Consider the following 20,204-nt stretch of genomic DNA (forward strand, 5'->3'; position numbering starts at 1 on the left):
CGGCGACCGGCCTGTCCACAGGCACCGGCCCAGAAGTGCCGCCCTCCTCCACAGGACCATCCGGAACCACCGCAGACGCCCCCGGCCCGGAATCCGCAGGGCCTTCCCGTACGGCGGTCGCGGCCACTCCCGGCTCAGGAGCAGGACGACGCCGACCAGGCACCAGCCCACAATCCGGGCCGGTCTCATCCACAGGACCACCCGGTACGGCCTTCGCGGCCGGGGCCATCGCGGGCGCCTCAGGATCGGGGTCAAGCTCGGGACGCCGCTGGGCGGGCACCAACGGAACCACCTCAGCGGGCGCCACCTCAACCGGAGGCCGGGGAGCGGGAAGGAACTGCGGGCCGTACACACGACGCGCCTGGAGACGGGCGTCCATCAACACCCCGGACGGCTGCGCGTACTCGTGCCCGTCCTGCTGCGAACAGCCATGGGCGTAGGGGGAATGGCCACAGCGGGCACATCCCATGGGCAGAGGTACGGCACCGGCGAAACAGCCGCAGCCATCCCGGATCGACGTGCCCGAGTTGGAGTCCCGGGCATTACTCTTGCTCACGTCAGGAGTCACCTTCCTGATCAAGGACCTGTCCCGACGTCGCAACCGTCGGGCAGGTCCGTTTTCGATGTGGCGAGTTCGTCTTGACTGGTCAGGGCGTGTTGGGTTCTCTGCCGATCTCGGCCCATGCCAGGTGGCCAGTCCTGTTCTTGCTTGTGCCGAATGCGCGTGCGAGTCGGGATACGACTGCGACACCTTCGCTTTCGACCTGGTCGTTCTCTCCGGGATCCCGCACTTCAAGGCGCAGCCCGGTCTCCCAAAGCGTCATCTGCACGGTCACGGTCGCCGTGGGCTGATTCCGCCGAACCGCATCCTCGGTAAGAGCTGCGGCCACCTGTTGAACCGCATCAGCGAGGTCGAGATGAGCGGCTAGAGCAAGGTTGCGCGCCCAAGCTTGGATGGTTTCCACCATCTCTGGCCGGGCGGGAATCGTGGCTTCATACACCGACCCTCCTAGGTATCCTGCTTGCCTTCAGGGTACCCAGCTTGCTGAGCAAGATAGCCTGCTGTCAAGCTGGAATCGTGGATCAGTCAGGAGCCCTGTACCTCGCTATCGCGGACCAGCTCCGCCAGCAGATCGTCAATGGCGAACTGGCCCCCGGAGCCGCCCTTCCCTCACAGACGGAAATCGCCCGGCAGTTCGGGGTTTCCGATGGTGTCGCGCGGAAGGTCATCCGGACGCTGGTCGTCGAGGGGCACGCCGTCGCACGTCCAGGAGCGGGGACGTTCGTTCGGGAACGCCCCACTCTCCGAAGACTCGTCCGCTCCTGGCATCGCTCCCTGCGCGGCGGCAGCCCCTTCGCCGCCGAGATGAGAGCCCAAGGAGTCAACGGCGGCTGGCAGTACAGCAGCCACACCGAGACCGCACCGCCCGCCGTACGGCAAAGACTGCTGCTCCCAGAGACCGACAACGGCCCGGACGCGATCAGAACCGACTACGTGTTCACCGCCGACGACGAACCGGTGATGCTCTCCACAAGCTGGGAACCCTTCGCCCTGACCAAGGGAACACCCATCGTCCTGCCCGAGGACGGCCCCTACGCCGGACGTGGCGTCGTCGAACGCATGATGGCCATCGGCATACGCATCACCCACTCCGCCGAGGCCGTATCCGCCCGGATGGTGCTGACCACCGAAGCGACCCGTCTGCGGACGGCGCCGGGCTCGATCGTCCTCACCATCGAGCGCACCTACTGGGCCGACGAACAACCCGTCGAAACCGCCGACATCGTGATCCCCGTGGACCGGTACCAGGTGATCTACGGCACAGCGATCGACGAAATACCGCAGACCTGAGACACCCCCACGATCAGGCGCGTTTACCGGTTGCCCAGCCCCTGCCGCACCAGCGCGAGGTAGTGCCTCCCGTCCAAGGGTTTCTTGGGCTCCTGCGGCCTTGCCGTACGCCCACATTCACCTGTTCGCCTGTGGACAACGGTGTCGTGAGTTCTACGCTCGGGTGAGACCGGGTCCAGACGAAAGCCTTGGATGTCAACACGACGCAGGGCTACCTGTCCTCAATGGCCACCCGACTCGCATAGATGAAGATCATGGACTCCACGGTTTCGGGGGATCACCCAGGCCGCGAACCCCGAGGTGATCAAACGCCAGGGTGCGAGCGCCGAAAACCATGACCTTCAGAACCGCCTCGCCGCTGTTTCCAGACGATCCGATCCAGCGCCTCCGCCAGTTCGGCGGCAGAGGTGACCTGGACGCCTTCATGCTCTATCGACTGGTCATCCCAGTCAACGCGTGTCACGTCCAATATGCCGCCCCGGAAGACCGCGATCACACACTCAATCGAAGCCCGCTCCAACTGAAGGACGTAGACGGGATCCATGCCGAGGGCGTCGAACGGACCCTTCACGGTAAGGGCGATCCCGTCAGCGGCCAGAGCACCGGATCGATCGCGCCGCCATCGCTCCACCGCTGCGACGGTCGGCTCGTTCTCTTCACAAAAGTGCGGATCATCCACAGTCCGCGATTTTTGCAGTGTCCGGGCAACCGCCTCCGCGATGAGCGCCAAGAGCACGTCCGTCGCCACCGGTCTGTTGATGGGTAGGAGCCCGGTCGGCCCGGGGAACCGGGGACACCAATCGGCGCCTTCGGCGCCTGACCACTTTCACTCCCAAGGATCCTGGCACCATTCACAGGCCGAGGTCTTGTTCGTACGGCGGGAATCAGGTTCCCCGAGAAGGCGGGGAGCAGCCATGTCCCCTGGCCTGTCCAACGCCGAGTTCCGCAAGAGCAGCCTCAGCGGAGCCAACGGGCAATGCGTAGAGGTCGCCACCAACCTCCCCGGCCTGGTCGCCGTCCGCGACAGCAAGAACCCCTCCGGCCCCGCCCTGATGTGATCCGGGCAAGGGCCACGCCAACGAACGGGGGACGGTCACCTGCGCCTGGACGAGATGCTCGCAGGCAAAGATCTTGGGCTGTACGTCCATGACGGGCGAGCGTTAGCCTCTGCGTATGTCTGGGAGTCGGCTTGGTCGGTTGAGTCTCCGCGCTGATGCGCTCTATTGCCTGCTCGTCGGGGTGGTGATCGCTTCGACCGCGCCCCTGACCGCACCTGCGGTGAGGCTGCCGGCACTTGTCGTCGGCGGCATCGGTGTGGCCGTCGTGCTGTGGTCCGGTGTCGTGTGGCGGCTCAGTCTCCGTCCTTCGATGGGGAGCCTTCGCCTGGTGCTTCTGGCGAATCTGCTTGCGGCATGCGTGCTCGCCGTCGCGTCTGCGACGGCGGCGAGTGTGCTTGTCCTGCTCACTCTCGCAACGGTCGCGGCAGATGTCGCTGGTTTCGCAGGCAGTCAGATCGTTGCACTCAAACGACTGGCCCACGAACCGTCCTGACGAGTCGGCATGTCCGCCGCCAGGTGCTGATCGTTCCAAGGCGCTCTGCCGAACATGCCTCGCAAGCACCTGCCCTCCATCCGGCCCCTGTGCGGGGAGGCGGACGTCGCAGGGGATCGCGAATCCACAGGTCTTGGCAGTTTCTCGTTCACAACGTTCCCCAACCGAATCGGCGCCTTCGATGCCCAACCTCTCGGCCTCGTTGTGCCCGTACGGCATCGAGAGGCTGCATGGGCGGCGACCTCCTGCCCGAAGGCGAGGAACCCCATGTCCTCTGACCTGTCCAGCGCCGAGTTCCACAAGAGCAGCCTCAGCGGAGCCAACGGGCAATGCGTAGAGGTCGCCACCAACCTCCCCGGCCTCGTCGCTGTCCGCGACAGCAAAAACCCCTCCGGCCCCGCCCTGACCTTCAGCGCCTCCGAATGGAACGCCTTCATAGGCGACATAAAACTCGAAACGTTCGACTCCTGACCGGCGAGCCCGTCATCATGGACAGGGCCGCCCCCGAGGCCGTACCCAAAGATGATCAACGCTCTGACCTGCACCTCTGCACTACCGCCGGACCGCCGCAGAATCAGCTCGCCCCGCCCTTGCGCAAACCCACCTGACCTGGGGCTTTACTCTCGGGTCCCTCATCACCCTGAAGGGTTCGCAACCCCTCTGTGAGCTGGGTGACGGTGCGGACGAAGGGTCCCTCATCACCCTGAAGGGTTCGCAACGCCATCTCGGCGATGCCGCCCTGGAGCGTACGGGCCGCGTCCCTCATCACCCTGAAGGGTTCGCAACTCTCCGACGAGATCCGCATCCACGATGTCGGTTGGCGTCCCTCATCACCCTGAAGGGTTCACGACGTTCCCCGGCTGAATCGGCGGCCTCGCTGTGCCGTACGGCGCCGAGGGGTCGCGTGGGTTGTGACCGGCTCTCACGGTGAGGACCAAGGCCGCGCAGCCGAAAACGTGGAACCCCGTACAGGTGGGCGGCGTTCAACTGATCATGATGAGCGATGGGAAGTCGGCCGGTCGATTCCGGCGTCCGCCTGCGGGAAGCCTCCGACCGGCTCCTGACGGGTGACCACCGGCTCCGGCCTCGTCTGCGACGCCCGTCTGGCACCGGCTACCGGGGCGCGCACGGCACCGTGATGGCCTCCGACGCGCTGACGTCGCGCCGCGCGCTGTTGATCAGTATCGTCCGGGACGGCTGCGACCCCAGAAGGGGCAAGCACCACGAGGCCGTGAAGAAGCCGGCCGAGACCGGCGCCCAGCCTCAAACCACGAGCCTCCGGCTTGTGATCCGACTGCGAAAGAAGAGATGAAACTACCCCTCTTGTCCCTGGCCGGTATGAGCGCCGTTCTGCTTGGCGTCATGGCGACGGTCGCCGTCCCCGCCTCCGCCGCTGAGGAGACCCTGCGCACCGTGGCGGCGGCCCGGAACCTGCGCGTCGGGGCGGCCGTCAACGACCGCGCCCTGGAGACCGACAACGGTTACCGCGACAAGCTCAAATACGAGTTCAACAGCGTGACCCCCGAGAACGCCATGAAATGGGGGAACGTGGAGCCCGAACCCGGCGTGCACACCTGGGCCAAGGCGGACGCCGTCGTCTCCTTCGCCCAGGAGAACAACCAGATGGTCCGCGGTCACACCCTCGTCTGGCACGGCGGTCTGCCCACCTGGGTCAGCGACGGCTCACTCAGCGACCAGGAACTGCGCGCCGCGCTCCAGCGGCACGTCGAGACCACCGTCAAGCGTTACGCCGGACGGGTCGCCGTGTGGGACGTCGTCAACGAGGTCCTCGCGGAGGACGGCACCCTCAGGCAGTCCATCTGGCTCAGGCGACTGGGTCCCGGCTACATCGCCGACGCCTTCCGGTGGGCCAGGGCCGCCGATCCCTCCGCCAAGCTCTACATCAACGACTACAACGCCGAGTGGAACAACCCCAAGCGCGCCGGTCTCTACAACCTGGTACGCGACCTGCGGGCGCAGGGCGTGCCGATCGACGGCGTCGGTTTCCAGACCCACGCCATGATCAAGGAGTCGGCGTCGGAGCCGCTCCCGCTGACGCAGCTCAGGAGCACTCTGCAGTTGTTCGCCGGGCTGGGCGTCGACGTGGCCGTCACCGAGCTGGACGTCCGGCTCAAGCTGCCGGTGGACGACAGCAGGCTGGCCGCCCAGGGCGAGGTCTACCGCCGGGCCGCCGAGGCGTGCCTCGCCGTCGCCCGCTGTGTGTCCCTGACCATGTGGAGTCTCACCGACAGGTACTCATGGGTGCCGTCCTCGGTTCCCGGCTGGGGCGCGGCCCACCCTCTGGACGAGAAACTGGCCAAGAAACCCGCCTACCTCCGGCTACGAGCTGGACTGAAGGACCGGGACTTCACCTCGAACGCCGTCGCGAGCCATTCCGGCAGGTGCCTGTCCCTCTCCGGCACGCAGGCCGTCCAGGCGGTGTGCGGGAAGGACCAGCGGCTGCTGTTCCACCGCGTGGCGACGAAGACCTACCAGATCACCGACCCGACCGGATATTGGTGCCTCACAGCGGGGTCCCAGAACGCCCTGACCCGCACCCCGTGCCCGTCCTCCGGCGACGACCAGCGGTTCGAGGTGCGTCCTTCGGGGGACGGGCACCAGCTCGTGTCCCTGCGCAGCTCCAGGTGCGTCGTGGTCAGGGACCGGAGCACCGCCGCGGGAGCCGTACTCGAACAGGCGCCGTGCTCGGGCACCCCGGTCTGGGAGCTGACCGACATGCCGGGACACCCGTAGGCCCGAAAGAGCCCCGGTTCTCGGCGCCGGGCGCGGGTGGACCGCGCGAGTCGTCCGTGAACGAGCGACGGTGACCGGCACCGTCGCGACGGACCCTCAGACGATGTCGAACTCGTTGCCCTCGGGGTCCTGCATGGCGGCTGCGTAGAGACCCATGTCCGGCTCGTCCTTGATGCGCAGCACGGTGGCACCGGCTTCGACCAGCCGTTCCACCGTGGCCCTGACCCGCCCCGCACGGACGTCCAACGGAACGTCACGGCCCCCGCCGACCTTCAGGTCGAAGTGCCAACGGTTCTTGGCGACCTTCGGCTCCGGAACCTGCTGAAACCACACCCTCGGCCCACGTCCCTCGGGGTCGATGATCGACTCCGGAACGTCCCCGGCACCGGCCGGCAGCTCCGCCTCGGGCACCCCCATCGCCGCCCAGTAGGCACGCCAGGTGGCGTGCCCACCTGGCGGAGGCTCAGGCACGTAACCCAGGGCCTCGGCCCAGAAGGTCACCATTCTCTGCGGATCGGAGCAGTCGATCGTCAGTTGCAGTGTCATGTCCATGCGCGGGAGCGTCCCAGACAGGTCCGACAGACGATCAACGCTGACCTGACCGGCGCCGAGCCCCGCGCCCACGACAACCACGTCGAGGTCGCCACCGACCTCCCCGGCCTGGTCGCCGTCCGCGACGGCAAGAACCCCCGCCCTGACCTTCAGCGCCTCCGAATGGAAGGCGTGGAACCCCGTGAAGGTGGACGGCCCGGCCGTTGACCTATCCGCATGTCGAGCGGGTCAACGAGCGCGCGGGCACCTCGGCGACACTGCACGCGCTCGGCCATACCGCGGCCTACCCATCAGGCCGTTGCCGTGAAGCGCAGCAGCAGTTCGCCGACCTTCTCGGGCGCTTCCACCATGGGCAGGTGCCCGACGCCGGGTAGCAGCTCGACCCGTGTGTTCGGCACCGCATCGTACCGGTGTGCCGAGGACGGCTCCCAGCGGGGGTCCGCAGCGCCGAAGATCACCTGTACGGGGACCCCGAGGGCGGCCAGACGCTCGGGCACGCTCCGTTCGGCGATGTAGGCGGTGTTCTGGCGCAGCACCGTCCTCATCACGCGGTAGGTGATGCCCCGTACGTCGGCGACCACGTCGTCCGGGAGGTCCACCGGGCGAACGGCCATCGCGCTGATCCCCTTGCGGATCATCGCATCCGAACGCCTCGGCCAAATGAGCGGGCCCAACGGCGGGGCCAGCAGCACCCGAAGAATGAACGGCTGCCGAAGGAGCGCGTCCGGACTCGGGCCGCTACTGATCAACGAAAGCGAACCCACGAGGTCGGGACGTTGCTCGGCGAGCGCGGTGGCGACGTAGCCGCCGCTGGAGTGCCCGACCACGGCGACATGACGAAGCCCATGGTCGTCCAGCAACGCCGCCACCTGACCCGCCTGCGCGGGCACGTCGTACGACGGCGCGGGCGGGGACTGGCCGCAACCCGGCAGATCGACCCGGATGACATGATGGTGGCCGGCCAGCGCCGGGACCACCGGGCCCCAGAAACCGCCCGAGGCCCCCGACCCGTGGATGAGCAGCAACGGCGGTGCCTGCCGCGGGCCGTCATGGACCACGTGCATCCCATGCGAGTGCTCAATGTCGTATTGACTCATGGGGAGACTGTGCACGGGCAGCCAGCCGCCGGTCTTGGACAAATGTTCCCGCGGAGTCGAAACCCGGGCGGCCGTCACCATGACGGCTGTACCAAGGCCCCAAGGCCCCAAGGCCCCAAGGCCCCAAGGCCCCAAGGCCCCAAGGCCCCAAGGCCCCAAGGCCGGAACACGGGCCCGGCGGGGCTCATTCCCGCGCGGCGGGAGCCATGGAGATGTTCCAGAAGCCGGCGTAGCGGCCACCGCGGTCGAGCAGTTCGTCGTGGCTGCCTTCCTCCACGATCCGGCCGCCGTCCAGAAAGACGATGCGGTCGGCGCGCCGGACGGTCCGCATCCGATGCGCCACCATCACCACCGTCCGGCCCGCCATCAGGCGCTGGATGCCTTCGTGGACGGCCGCCTCGTTGACCGGGTCCAGCGCCGAGGTCACCTCGTCCAGCAGCACGATGGGTGCGTTCTTCAGCAACGCCCGCGCGATCGAGACACGCTGGCGCTCACCACCTGACAGCAGTGCGCCGCCCTCGCCGACGTTCGCCGCCCATCCGCCGTCCAGTCGCTCGATCACCTCGTCCAGCCGTGCTGCGGTCGCCGCCGCCCGCACCTCGGCGACGCTCGCGTCGGGACGGCCCAGGCGCACGTTCTCCTCGATCGTGCCGTCGAAGAGATAGACGTCCTGGAAGACAACGGCGATGCGCGCCATCAACGCCTCGGTGCTGATCTCGCGCACGTCCACGCCTCCCACGCGCACCGCGCCGGCGTCCACGTCGTAGAAGCGCGCCAGCAGCTGCAGCAACGTGCTCTTGCCCGCGCCGGACGGCCCGACGACCGCGAGCCGCTGTCCCTCGGGGACGGTGAGCGACACCTCGTCGAACACCGTGAGCTCGCCGTGCCGGAAGGCGACGGCGTCGAACTCCAGGCCGTGGTGCGTCGGCTGGATCGGCTCACGGGGTTCCCGCAGCGGCTCGGTGCGCAGCAACGCCTCAAGTCTGGCCAGCTCCGAACGCGCGCCGCGGAGTTTGCCGCCGATGTCCGACAGCGACAGCAGCGGGTCGGCGCAGCGGGCGGCCAGCACCAGGATCGCCAGGATGTCCGCCGCGCCGATGTTCCCGCCGAGCGCGAGGTAGGCGCCCAGGACCAGTAGCCCGGTGAAGATCGCCTGCACGGTGAGCGTCAGCCCCACGGCACTGGGCAGTGTCGCCAGCACGGTACGGCGGGAGGCGCGCTGGGCGTCCAGCAACGAGTCGTCGAGCAGCTGGAAGCGTTCGCCGGTCCGGCCGCCGGCCCGCAGCACCGGCTGGGCTTGGAGGAATTCGATGACGCGCCCGCCGGCCTCCTGGTCGCGTTCGTGACGCTCGGCGTCGGCGGCGGCCGTCGCGCGTGCCGTCCAGGCCTGGATCGCCGCCACGACGGGTACGGCGAGCAACGCGGCCAGCCCCATCCGCCAGTTGAAGGCGGTCATCACGGCCACGATGGTCAGGGGTGTGACCAGGGCGGAGATGAACGGCGCCAGCAGATGCGCGGCCACGCCCATGGCCTGCAGGAGGCCGCGACCCGCCAGGGCGGACACCTCACCGATTCGAGCGGCGTTGTACCAGCCGAGGGGGAGGCGGGCCAGATGCCGGCCGAGCCGGTGATACATGCCGCGCAACATGGTGGTCCCGACCCGCATGCCGGACAAGTCGCTGATGTAACGCAACACGGCGTAGAGGGCGACCGCGGCCCCGAACGCGACCAGCCAGGGCACGGCGTTCGCGGGCGTGCCGCCGAGCAGCGCCCGCAGCACCGGGACCAGCAGCGCGTAGGACAGGCCTTCGACCACCGCGGTGATCGTCATCAGGATCACGGTTCGGCTCATCGCCCGGGCGTACTCGTCTCCGAGCACGCGCAACAGCATTCGGATCATCGGGGCTCGTCTCCTCGCAGTACGCCACCGTGGGTTTCGAACTCGGCGGATTGGTGGGATCGCCAGAACGCTGCGAACCTTCCACCCCGTGCCAGCAGGTCGGCGGGTCTGCCGCGTTCGGCGATCGCTCCGTCCTCCAGCACCACGACGGTGTCGGCGTCGGCGATCGTCTCCAGCCGGTGGGCGATGACGACGATCGTCCGGTCGCCGCTCAGCGTCGCCAGGGCCCGACGGACCGCCTGTTCGGTCTGCGGGTCGGCGAAGGAGGTCGCTTCGTCCAGCACCAGAACGGGCGTGTCGGCCAGCAGCGCGCGGGCGATCGAGATTCGCTGCGCCTCGCCTCCGGACAGCTTGGTCTCTTCACCGAGCACCGTGTCGTATCCGCGCGGCAGTTGGAGGATGCGGTCATGGATGCCGGCCAGCCGGGCGGCGCGGATCACGTCGTCGCGGCCTGCCCGCGGCACCGCCAGCGCGATGTTGTCAGCGACCGAGACACGCAGCAGACGGACGTCCTGGAAAACGAAGGACACCTGCCGATACAGCTCCCGGCTGCCGATCTCACGCAGATCGACGCCGCCAAGCAGGACCGAGCCGTGAGTGGGGTCGAAGAACCGCGGCAACAGCTGAACCAGTGTGGACTTCCCGCTTCCCGACCGCCCGACGATCGCGGTGACCGTCCCCGGCTCCAGCACCAGGTCGATGCCGCGCAGCACCTCGTGACCTGCCCCACCATCGACCTCGTAGGCGAAGCGGACGTCGCGCAGTTCCACCCGGTGCCCCTGCGGCGGACGCGGGTGGACGGGCTCGGGCAGTGGCCGGACCGCGAGCACGTCTTTGATCCGGCCGACCGCACGGCCGGCGGCCTGCAGGTCGTCGAAGCCGTGCCCGAGCGCCGCCACCGGAGCGGTCAGTCCCAGCCCGAGCAGCAGGAACGGCAGCAGATCCGCTGGAGCCAGGCCGCCGGAGGTGATCAGTGCCGTGCCGCCGACCAGCACGACCAGCAGCACGAACGGCGGCGACAGCGCCAGCTGCATCCCGGCGGCGATCACGGACATGCCGCGCACCCAGCGGGAGAAGATGCTGACGAAGTCGTCGGCGGCCGTCAGGAACGCGCGGTGGGCGCGCTCGCCTCCGCCGAACGCCTTGACCACCGAGATGCCTTGCACGAACTCGACGACGGAACTGGCGATCCGCCCCATGGCCGCGTCGTAGGCCTCCTGCTCGCGCGTCCTGGCGGGCAGCATCAGCAGCGGAACCAGCGCTGTCGCCATCACCACAGGGATCAGCGTGATCAGCGTGAGCCGCCAGTCGACGGTGAACAGGTAGACCAGCGACACCAGCGGCACCACGAACGCGGCGACGAGTTCGCCGGGAGCGTGGGCGATGAACGGGTGCACGGCGCTCACGTCCTCGCCCACCACCTTGGCCAGCTCGCCGGTGCGGCGCCGGGAGAACCAGCCGATCGGGACGCGTCCCAGCGACGCGGCCAGCTGTCGGCGAAACGTCAGTTGCACCCGGCTGTCGAGAACATGTCCGATTCCCGACGATGCGGCGGTGCACAGCAGCCGGATGAGCAGGCCGGCCGCACCCGCGATCACCACGGTCCAGACGTGAACGTGGTCGATCGGGCCGGGCGACAGCAGGGTACGGCCCAGTTCGACGACCGCCAGCAGCGGGGCCAGACCCGCGAGCGCGCCGATGACCTGCAGGATCACCACGGCCGCGAAACTCCGCAAATGAGGGCGCAACAGCCGTGTCATGCTCTGTCCCGCCGCAGAATCGGCGTCCGGTTGCTCGATCGTCTGAGCGAGGTCGGTGGTGATGGTCATCGTTCTCCGGTCTTCGTCGATCTCGTCACGACCCGGTCCGTGGCCGAGCCGACGGTGAATGAAAGGGCGGGGTGCGAGCGGGCCGGCTTGGGCTTACAGGCTCCGGTCCGCATCTCCAGGCGGCTGCCTCGCGGCAGGGCGACGGCCGTTGGAAGGCCATCAGCCGCCGGCCGTCCCAGCCGGAGTCCGTGAGTCTTCTCCTCGCGTTGGTCTCGCCGACTTGGCGCAAGTGGACGGAGGACTCATCGGGGAGGACGAGTGCGGGGGCACGTGGGTGCCGTCCTGGCACACGTAGACGTCTCCGTCGTCCAGGGCCGGGATCGAACCCCCCGGGGTGCCGTCAGGAATGGCCATGGGCCCACTGTCGCCGCTGGCGCACGTCGGCGGATTGGACAAATGTTCCTCTAGCCGCGACTTGGGAGCGTCTTCGGTTGCGACATGAGGTCACAACCGAACGTGTCCCCAGTCACCACGTAACCGATCGCAGGTCCTCAGTCGTTGCCGGTCGCTCCGATTCCGGGGACGTCGTGGGGGTGGAGGTCCTTGGTTCACTCGTAGTACTCGCGGAGAACCAGCTCGCAGCCCAGCTGCTCGGCCGGCTGCCGACCGGCGTGCAGGATCAGGTCCGGGTCGAGGCGCGGGCCGGGTCGGTGACGCGTCGTCCGGCTCGCTCGTCGGGAGGTGTCCCCTCGCGAGCGGTTGCGCGACAAGCGCGTTCATGCCTTGGCACGGTGTCACGCGTTCCTCGTAAAGGCTGGTCAGAAGGCCAAATTCCGCCGGGAAAGTCAAATTTGTCTTTGACGAACTCGCCCCCCAAGATGGACGCCCGACGAGGGGAGCACCGGTGGTGGACACGGTCGCCGGCAAGGTGGGGCAGATCGCGGACGAGCAGCGTTCGATCGAGGTGATGTACGCGCGTCTTGACGCGGAGGAGGCCGAGAGCGTCGCGGCGCGGGAGAAGGTGATGGCCGCTCCGGCCGAGGGCCCGGAAGGTCATCAGGCGAGAGACGCGGAAGTCTCACGGCTGGCCGGGGTCATCGGTCGGCTCCGGTTGGCTGAGCGGTCTCTGTGCTTCGGGCGCATCGACGGTTCAGAAGGCGGCGCGTCCTTGCACGTCGGCCGCATCGGACTGCGTTCCGAGTCGGGCGAGATACTGCTGGTGGACTGGCGGGCCGAGGCCGCGCGGCCCTTCTACGCGGCCACGATGGCCTCACCGCTGGGGTTGCGTCGTCGTCGTCACCTGCGCGTCGAGGATCGCCGGGTCGTCGACGTCACCGACGAGATCCTCGACGGGACCGACCCGACCGCCGAGGACGTCGTCGGCGACGGCCCTCTCGTTTCGGCGTTGAGCGGGGCGCGGACGGGGCGTATGCGCGAGGCCGCCTCGACCCTGCAGCGGGAGCAGGACGAGATCGTCAGGTCCGAGCATCGCGGGATCACGGTCGTCGACGGCGGCCCCGGAACGGGCAAGACCATCGTCGCCCTGCATCGGGCGGCGTACGTGCTGTACGCGTTTCCCGCGATCGCGGAGCGCGGCGTGCTCGTCTTCGGCCCGAACAGACGCTTCCTGGCCTACATCTCCAACGTGCTGCCATCGCTCGGTGAGAACGACGTCGAGTTGGCCACGGCGCCTGATCTCGTGGGGGTCGAGGCGACGAGAACCGAGCCGGAGGCGATCGCCCGCGTCAAAGGACGCGCGCGCTTCGCCGAGGCGCTCGCGCGGCGGGTCCGGGCGCGAGAGCCGTACGGCGTGCCCCTGCCGCTCACCACGGCGCACGGCAGCGTCACCTTGGACTCCACGCGCGTCGACGCCGCCCGACGCGGCGCCCTGCAGGGCGGTATCGGTCACAACCGCGCGAGGGAACTGTTCCTTGAGTACATCGTCGACGAACTCGTGAACGAACTGGAGCAGCAGACCGCGAAAGAGATCGCGGACTTCGAGGACGAGCTCAGGGAACTCAGCGGAATCGACCTCGATCGCATGTTCGCGCACCGCCCGGGAGATCCAGAGCCGGAGGAGGACGGGCTCGACATCGACTGGGACCGCATCCGGGACGACCTCCTCGGTGACGCCGACGTCGACCGGATGGTCGACACGGTCTGGCCCCGCCTTCGCGCGGAGGACGTCCTGCGCGGCCTGCTCTCTGATCCCGGTGCGCTCGCCCACGCGTTCGCCGAGCTCACCGAAGAAGACATCGACTCGATCGTCGAGGGAGTAAGGGCGGGGTGGAGCGGCGCGGACCTCCCGTTGCTGGACGAGGCGCGAGCGCTCGTCGACGGGCCTCCGGAAAGGGTCTACGGGCACATCGTCGTCGATGAGGCGCAGCAGCTCTCCGAGATGCGGTGGCGGATGCTCATGCGTCGCTGCCCGAACCGTTCGATGACCATCGTGGGCGACCTCGCGCAGACGGGGTCGACGACCACCGTCACGAGCTGGGAGGACGCGCTGGAGCCGTTCGTCGCAGACCGGTACGTCCATCACACGCTCACGGTCAACTACCGCACGACCGCCGAGATCCTGGAGGCGACCGGGCCCCTGCTCGCCCGGATCGCCCCCGCGCAACGCCTCTCCCGCTCCATCCGCCACGGCGAACCCCCGGCCTCCGTCACGGTCGCCGAGGCCGACGTCGACACCGGCGTCGGCGACCTCCTCGCCCGGCTTCGGGAGGACCACCCCGAAGAACTCGTCGGCGTCGTCGTCTCGTCTCGGCGCGCGACGGAGGTCGAACCGAGATCCCTCGGAGGCGACGCCACCGTCGTGGCCGCGCCCGACGCGCGGGGCCTGGAGTTCGACACGGTGATCATCGTCGACCCGGACGAGATCGAGGGGGCGAGCGAGGCCGGCCTCCGGGACCTCTACGTGGCGCAGACCCGGGCGACCAAGCGCCTCATCACGCTCACGATCGATCGCACTGTCGCCCCCACCGGAGCGGCGGCGCCCGAAGGGTGAACCGCGAAGCATGACGTCGAACGGCCGGCGCTCGGGGCCGTCGCCCAGAAAGCCGGTCAGGGCAGGTCACGAGCCACCGGCCGCAGGCGTCTCGTCGAACGTTGCCGCACCGGGCCGGGGATCACCCGGCGTGCGAGAGGGTGATCGGACGGCTGTCGCCCTGTCCGGGGAGCGTTGGTCCACGGCCGAGAACGGCTGATCCCGAAGCGCCGCGGGATCTCATTTCGCCGATCGTATTGACACCCCGTCGGCGCCCTTGATATTAATCCACCAAGTGGTTGGTGGATTAAAGGGGACGGACATGGCGACGACGCGACGAGGCAGACCCCCGGGGGGTCCGGAGCGTTGGAACGCGCTGGTGCAGGCGGCGTACCGCTGTCTGGCCGAAGGCGGGTTCGAGCGGTTGCGGATGCGCGACGTGGCCGCCCAGGTGGGCATCGACCACTCGTCGATCCACCACCACTTCCCCACCAAGCAGGACCTGGTGATAGCGGTCGTGGACCACACCACCCGGCAGTTCTGGTCGACCACACCGCCGGAAGGAAGCGCCGTCGAGCGGCTGCGGGGCCACCTGGCCACGCTCCGTCAGAAGATCGTCGATCAGCCCGAGCTCCACATCGTCCTGCGTGAGCTGGATCTGCGGGCCCGGCGCGACCCCGAGCTACGGGAGATCATCGCCGGCAGGGAGGAGGGCTGGCGGAACTCACTGCGCACTCTGCTGACCGACGCCGCCGCTGCCGGAGCGCTGGCCCCGGGCGTCGATCCGGCGACGGGGGCGGAGTTGGTCATCGCCACCGTCAAGGGGGCGAGCCTGGCCTCCGACCGCGCCGACGACGTCCTCGAACTCCTCGAACGGTTACTGATCCGTACCTGACTCCGGTTCGCTCTCAGGAGGAGCATCCATGTCCACACGTACGCTCCGGGTCGTCATCGTCGGCGGCGGCATCGGCGGCCTGTGCCTGGCCCAGGGCCTGCACGCCGCCGGGATCGACGTGGCGGTCTTCGAACGCGACGCCGCGCCCGACGCCCGGTTACAGGGATACCGGCTCAACATCGAACCGGTCGGCAGCCGGGCGCTGCACGACTGCCTTCCTCCGCACCTCTGGCAGATCCTGGTGGCCACCGCCGGTGATCCCGGACCCGGCATGGGGGTGTTCACCGAGCGGATGCGGCTACTGATGCGGGAGGACGCCCCGCCCGCGGGGCTCGACCCGTCCGAGCGGACGCACGCGGTCAGCCGGATCACGTTGCGGCGACTGCTGCTCGCCGGTCTGGATGACATCGTCCACTTCGGCAAGGAGTTCACCGGCTACCGGCAGAACCCTGACGGCACCGTCACCGCCCTTTTCGCCGACGGCACCTCGGTCACCGGCGACCTGCTGGTCGGCGCGGACGGTGCCAACTCGCGCGTGCGGCGGCAACTGTTGCCGCACGCGCGGCGGTCCTCCGTACCCGGCGTCGGGATCGGCGGCAAACTCCGGCTCGAAGACGGGGCGGCGTGGCTGCCCGAGGAGGTGACCAGCGCCAAGAACATGTTCCTGCCGAAACGGGACTTCCTGTTCACGGCGGTGTTCCGCCGCCGGGAGACGGACGAGGCCGTCGTCGAGCGTGTCGGTGACCGGATGCGGGCCGTGGGCCTGGACCCGGATCTCCTCGTCCAGGACGCCAGGGACGACGACTACGTCATGTGGGCCTACGTCGCCCATCGGCGCGTGTCGCCCACGGACCCGTCCGGCACCCAGGAACGCGAACGCGGGCAACGGCTGCGCGAGGTGGTCGCGTCCCGCCTGACGGACTGGCACCCCGGCCTGCGCGAGCTGATCACCCGGACGCCCGCGGACACCGTCGAGCGGTTCGACTTCGCCGCCGCCGAACGGGTGAGGCCGTGGACGACCACGAACGTGACCGTGCTGGGCGACGCCGTCCACTCCATGCCGCCGGTCGGCGGTCTCGGCGGCAACGCCGCGCTGTACGACGCCAACGTGCTGCGCCGCGCGTTGGTCGCGGTCGACCGGGGCGAACTCGACCTGCTGCCCGCCCTCGCCGAGTACGAGCGCGCGATGTTGAGGAACGGCTTCGCCGCCGTGCGGGCCGCCACCATGTACCTGCGCCTGGCCACCCTGCCCAGCCGTACGGTCCGGACCGTCGCACGGACGTTCTTCCGGATGTGCGGCGTGATCCCCCCCGCTGCGCCGCGCGATCTTCTCGGACTGACCGTTCACCGGGTGTTCCAGCCGACCGATCGGTGTCCGAGCCGCGGCACCGCCCGCCGCACGTCGGTCAGGTCGTGCCGCCCCGAGGTCCCCGGTCTCGTTCCCCCTGGTCGTCGAACGGCCTACCGGAGACCTCTCCTTCCGTCCATGGCCGGCACATGCTTCTGCGGGCCGTCGGGCGACCGGCTCACAGCGCTCCTGGAACACCCGTCAGGTGGCGTCCCGCCGGCCCAGCCACTCCAGGATCACCTGGTTTGTTTCCTCCGGCTTCTCCTGCTGGATCCAGTGACCGCAATCCAGGCTGACCGTTTCCGCGTTGGGTACGAAATCCGTCAGTCTTTCGGACTTCGCGACCACGTCCCGGTCGCCGTAGATCATGAGTGTGGGCTGTTGGATGATCGGGTCCACGTCCGCCAGCAGGTGCCAGTTGCGGTCAAGGTTCCTGTACCAGTTCATACCGCCTGTGAACCCTGTCGACTCGAAGGCGGAGACGAAAACGGCCAGTTCGCCGTCGCTCATCACGGGCTCACCGAGTGGCTTCTCCGCTCTGGCGAGATCGATCAACGCCATACCCGGCCGAGGCTCCCTTGGAGGCTCGTTCTTCCGGTAGATGTTGCGGAGGAACTGAAAGGTGTTCTCTTCGAACACGGCGTCTGCGACACCCGGCCGCCGGTTGAAGTGGACGAAGTAGAAGTCGCCGCCGAACGCCTCTTCCATGGACTCGATCCAGGGCCTCTCCCCGCGCTCCAGGTAGGGCAGGCTCAGGTTGATCACCGTGTTCACCCGGTCCGGATGCAGCAGGGTCAGTCCCCAGACGACGGCCGCCCCCCAATCATGGCCGACGAAGGTGGCGTCTTCGTATCCGTAGTGATCGAGAAGAGCGATGAGATCGCCCGACAGGTGTGCGATGTCGTAGTCCGTCACCTCGGCCGGGCGGGATGAATTCCCGTAACCCCGCTGGTTCGGGACGATGACGTGGTAACCCGCCGCGGCGAGGGCGGGCATCTGATGGCGCCAGGAGAAGGCGTGCTCCGGCCAGCCGTGACAGAGCACGATGGGTTTCCCCGCATTTCGTCGGCCTGCTTCGAAGACCTCAATTTCCACACCGTTTACCGAAACAAGAGTGGGCTTGGGAAAATCGACTGGGTCGAACACTGCGTTTCCTCTTCGTCTTTTCTGATTGATCAGGGGACGAAGGTGCCCGAAGAGCACCTCCGAAAGGCCGAGGGCCGATGTCGGTGACCATCCTGCCGACCGAAACCGGTCATCTCGTGACCGGTTTCCTGTGAAAGTGTTGTCGGCGTGCGAACCGATCGGCTGGTGGCCGTCCTTCTCCTGCTGCAGCGGCGCGAGCAGGTGACGGCGGCGGAGGTCGCCCGGGAGCTGGAGGTCTCCGAGCGCACCGCCCGCCGCGACCTCGACGCCCTGGCCATGGCCGGGGTGCCGGTGTACTCCATGCAGGGCCGAGGCGGCGGCTGGCGCCTCGTGGGCGGCGCCCGCACCGACCTGTCCGGGTTGACCGCGGGTGAGGCCCGCGCCCTGTTCCTGGTCGCCGGCCAGGCCTCGGCCGCGACGCCGGCCGTGAAGGCGGCCCTGCGCAAGCTCGTCCACGCCCTGCCGGAGCCCTTCCGGGCGCAGGCCGAGGCGGCGGCGTCGTCGTTGGTCATGGACCCGCAACGATGGGGGTCGAGTCGGATCGAGCACCGACCACCTCGCTTCCTCGACGAACTCCAGGACGCGGTGATCCGCGGCGTCCAGGTACGGCTCGGCTACGTCGACGGCAAAGGCGCCGAAACCGTGAGAACCGTCCACCCGCTGGGCATCGTCGCCAAAGGCCCGTCGTGGTACCTCGTCTCCGGCACCGAGGCCGGTCGGCGGACCTTCAGGATCGACCGTGTGTCGTCCGTCGGCCCGACCGATGATCCCGTGCACCGGCCTGAGGACTTCGACCTCGCCGAGAGCTGGCGCGAGATCGCCGACAAGATCGACCACGGGCGAACGCCCTTCGAAATCCAGGCGGTGTGCGTGCCCCACGGGATAGGCCTGCTCCGGATGGCGTTCGGCGGTCGGCTCGAAGTGGGAGGTTCCACGCCGGACGGCCGCATCGAGGTCGTGATCCGCGGCTACGACGATTACACGCTCGCCGGCGAGCTTTCCGGGCTGGTCGAATGGCTGGAGGTGACCGGCCCGCCAGGTGTGCGGGGCCACCTGGCCTCGATCGGCAACGCGCTCGTCGAGCGATACGGCTGAGACCGGCACGCGCGCTGTTCGAGAATCCGCCGAACGACATCCCCTCGGTCACGATGCGCCGACGGTATGCGATCAGACCGTCATGACCTTCGCGCCACTTCCGCGTATCCGGAACATGCCTGAACCATTACGGTAAGTAGTCGAATGCATCCATGAGGTGATGATGGTAGGGATGTCGCCTAGAAAGGCCCCCCATGCGTACTTCTCCTACCCGGCTCCTCGTGGCGTTGGCCACCGCGATCACCCTGCTGACCGGCCTGACCGGGACGCTCTCCCCCGCCTCCGCGCACACCTCACCCGCGGCGGTCTATCCCAACTGCACCATCCCCGGCTGTGCCGCCGCCCGCGACGCGAACATGATCTGGGGCACCCAACTGCACTACCCCGCCGCCCGCAGGTGGTTCCCCTGGCCCACCGGCCAGTCGAACTTCAGCGGCGGCGTCTTCGGCAACCGCGAGCACCAACTCCCGGCCGGGGGTGACTACGCCGAATACGACGTCTTCCCCCGCCGCCAGGGCAGCCCCCGCGACGCCCACCGGATCGTCCTCGACCGCGACACCGGCACCGTCTGGTACTCCCCCGACCATTACAGGAACTTCTATCAGCTCTGATCACGGCTCTCCGGCGACAGCGCCACCGGCGTCACGTCGCCGGATTCCGGTCGTTCCGCCGATGAGGCCGCACCCGGACGGCCGAACACCTGTCAGCGGTCACGCCTTTCCGCACTCGTTCGACCGCTCGGGGGCTTCCCGCCACTCCACGGCAAGCCCCGCCTCGATGCCGTCAACTCTCGAATATCACGCTCGCGTACCGGACCCGCACGGCGGAACCACCCGGGACGACCCTCGCGACAGCGGTTCCACGGCAGCCCCTGCCGGTGTACAGCACCGCGACACGGTCGGTGTCGTTCTCGGCGCCGACCGCGTCACCGAGGTCGTAGCACTGACGGTCGTTCGGGTCTTTCAAGGTGTGCGAGATGCCGCGGGAGCTGTACTCGAAGGTCCCGGTCGCGGCGGAGGCGAAGCCGGGGGCGGCCACGATGAGCGCGGCCCCGACGGCCAGAGCGCCCGTGACCGTAGACATCACACGTCGCACAGCAATCACTCCTTGTATTTGATTTATAACAAAGAGTAATTCAAGGAGAGGCAGGGGCCGACCGGCGACACGGATGCCCACGAAGCATCACCGGCCAACCGCCAGACAGCAAAGAGTGTCCGAACGAACACCTTGAGTAGTGGACGGGATCGGGGACGATG

Annotated in this window: 18 protein-coding genes and 1 pseudogene; 10 read left to right on the forward strand and 9 right to left on the reverse strand. The window is 68.4% G+C overall.

Features of this window, described 5'->3' with window-relative positions; translation table 11 throughout:
• Positions 1-189: hypothetical protein (locus ABT340_RS28610; RefSeq protein ID WP_352013941.1), on the reverse strand; the 189-nt coding region annotated here is incomplete at its 3' end.
• A 458-nt stretch (positions 190-647) separates the two neighbouring features.
• Complete coding sequence (locus ABT340_RS28615) at positions 648-1,001, reverse strand: hypothetical protein (RefSeq protein ID WP_352013942.1); 354 nt, start codon at positions 999-1,001, stop codon at positions 648-650.
• A gap of 77 nt (positions 1,002-1,078) precedes the next feature.
• Between ABT340_RS28615 and ABT340_RS28620 the strand changes: the two genes are divergently transcribed.
• Positions 1,079-1,852: a GntR family transcriptional regulator gene (locus ABT340_RS28620; protein ID WP_352013943.1), complete on the forward strand. Its 774-nt coding sequence runs from the start codon at positions 1,079-1,081 to the stop codon at positions 1,850-1,852.
• A 304-nt stretch (positions 1,853-2,156) separates the two neighbouring features.
• On the opposite strand, the gene ABT340_RS28625 is transcribed toward ABT340_RS28620, so the two are convergent.
• Positions 2,157-2,600: a hypothetical protein gene (locus ABT340_RS28625; RefSeq protein WP_352013944.1), complete on the reverse strand. Its 444-nt coding sequence runs from the start codon at positions 2,598-2,600 to the stop codon at positions 2,157-2,159.
• A 166-nt stretch (positions 2,601-2,766) separates the two neighbouring features.
• On the opposite strand from ABT340_RS28625, the gene ABT340_RS28630 reads away from it, so the two are divergent.
• The 4 genes from ABT340_RS28630 to ABT340_RS28645 all read left to right on the forward strand — a co-directional run bounded on the left by ABT340_RS28630 (position 2,767) and on the right by ABT340_RS28645 (position 6,157).
• On the forward strand, positions 2,767-2,910 hold the full coding sequence (locus ABT340_RS28630) for a DUF397 domain-containing protein (protein WP_352013945.1): 144 nt from the start codon (positions 2,767-2,769) through the stop codon (positions 2,908-2,910).
• A 139-nt stretch (positions 2,911-3,049) separates the two neighbouring features.
• Positions 3,050-3,403 carry a hypothetical protein gene (locus ABT340_RS28635; protein ID WP_352013946.1) on the forward strand — a complete coding sequence of 118 codons (354 nt, stop codon included), beginning with the start codon at positions 3,050-3,052 and terminating at the stop codon, positions 3,401-3,403.
• Positions 3,404-3,670: 267 nt separating this feature from the next.
• Positions 3,671-3,874 (forward strand): DUF397 domain-containing protein, encoded by a 204-nt coding sequence (locus ABT340_RS28640; protein ID WP_352013947.1) that lies wholly within the window; start codon positions 3,671-3,673, stop codon positions 3,872-3,874.
• An 867-nt stretch (positions 3,875-4,741) separates the two neighbouring features.
• Complete coding sequence (locus ABT340_RS28645; RefSeq protein WP_352013948.1) at positions 4,742-6,157, forward strand: endo-1,4-beta-xylanase; 1,416 nt, start codon at positions 4,742-4,744, stop codon at positions 6,155-6,157.
• Positions 6,158-6,253: 96 nt separating this feature from the next.
• Here the strand turns inward: ABT340_RS28645 and ABT340_RS28650 are convergent, their stop codons facing one another.
• The 4 genes from ABT340_RS28650 to ABT340_RS28665 all read right to left on the reverse strand — a co-directional run bounded on the left by ABT340_RS28650 (position 6,254) and on the right by ABT340_RS28665 (position 11,535).
• The gene (locus tag ABT340_RS28650) at positions 6,254-6,709 is read right to left on the reverse strand and encodes a VOC family protein (protein WP_352013949.1); all 456 of its coding nucleotides are present in this window, start codon (positions 6,707-6,709) and stop codon (positions 6,254-6,256) included.
• 290 nt (positions 6,710-6,999) lie between these two features.
• Entirely contained in the window at positions 7,000-7,806 is an 807-nt protein-coding gene (locus tag ABT340_RS28655) for an alpha/beta fold hydrolase (RefSeq protein WP_352013950.1), read from the reverse strand.
• Between the two features lie 184 nt (positions 7,807-7,990).
• The gene (locus tag ABT340_RS28660; protein ID WP_352013951.1) at positions 7,991-9,706 is read right to left on the reverse strand and encodes an ABC transporter ATP-binding protein; all 1,716 of its coding nucleotides are present in this window, start codon (positions 9,704-9,706) and stop codon (positions 7,991-7,993) included.
• Entirely contained in the window at positions 9,703-11,535 is a 1,833-nt protein-coding gene (locus ABT340_RS28665) for an ABC transporter ATP-binding protein (RefSeq protein WP_352013952.1), read from the reverse strand. The genes ABT340_RS28660 and ABT340_RS28665 overlap by 4 nt, the downstream gene beginning before the upstream one ends.
• Positions 11,536-12,382: 847 nt before the next feature.
• Here ABT340_RS28665 and ABT340_RS28670 point away from each other — a divergent pair.
• The 3 genes and pseudogenes from ABT340_RS28670 to ABT340_RS28680 all read left to right on the forward strand — a co-directional run.
• Positions 12,383-14,485: a HelD family protein gene (locus ABT340_RS28670; protein ID WP_352013953.1), complete on the forward strand. Its 2,103-nt coding sequence runs from the start codon at positions 12,383-12,385 to the stop codon at positions 14,483-14,485.
• A gap of 301 nt (positions 14,486-14,786) precedes the next feature.
• Positions 14,787-15,359 carry a TetR/AcrR family transcriptional regulator gene (locus ABT340_RS28675; RefSeq protein WP_352013954.1) on the forward strand — a complete coding sequence of 191 codons (573 nt, stop codon included), beginning with the start codon at positions 14,787-14,789 and terminating at the stop codon, positions 15,357-15,359.
• 28 nt (positions 15,360-15,387) lie between these two features.
• Positions 15,388-16,494: pseudogene (locus ABT340_RS28680) on the forward strand (FAD-dependent oxidoreductase); the annotation flags it as partial.
• Positions 16,495-16,908: 414 nt separating this feature from the next.
• Here the strand turns inward: ABT340_RS28680 and ABT340_RS28685 are convergent.
• Positions 16,909-17,703 carry an alpha/beta fold hydrolase gene (locus tag ABT340_RS28685; protein ID WP_352014149.1) on the reverse strand — a complete coding sequence of 265 codons (795 nt, stop codon included), beginning with the start codon at positions 17,701-17,703 and terminating at the stop codon, positions 16,909-16,911.
• Between the two features lie 297 nt (positions 17,704-18,000).
• Here ABT340_RS28685 and ABT340_RS28690 point away from each other — a divergent pair, with 297 nt between their 5' ends.
• Together ABT340_RS28690 and ABT340_RS28695 are read left to right on the forward strand one after the other, a co-directional pair.
• On the forward strand, positions 18,001-18,948 hold the full coding sequence (locus ABT340_RS28690; protein ID WP_352013955.1) for a helix-turn-helix transcriptional regulator: 948 nt from the start codon (positions 18,001-18,003) through the stop codon (positions 18,946-18,948).
• A gap of 194 nt (positions 18,949-19,142) precedes the next feature.
• Entirely contained in the window at positions 19,143-19,559 is a 417-nt protein-coding gene (locus ABT340_RS28695) for a ribonuclease domain-containing protein (protein ID WP_352013956.1), read from the forward strand.
• A gap of 172 nt (positions 19,560-19,731) precedes the next feature.
• Here the strand turns inward: ABT340_RS28695 and ABT340_RS28700 are convergent, their stop codons facing one another.
• Positions 19,732-20,043 (reverse strand): hypothetical protein, encoded by a 312-nt coding sequence (locus ABT340_RS28700; protein ID WP_352013957.1) that lies wholly within the window; start codon positions 20,041-20,043, stop codon positions 19,732-19,734.
• Between the last annotated feature and the right edge of the window lie 161 nt (positions 20,044-20,204).

Origin of the sequence: Streptosporangium sp. NPDC000239, assembly GCF_040300765.1 — a bacterium.
Lineage (GTDB): Bacteria > Actinomycetota > Actinomycetes > Streptosporangiales > Streptosporangiaceae > Streptosporangium.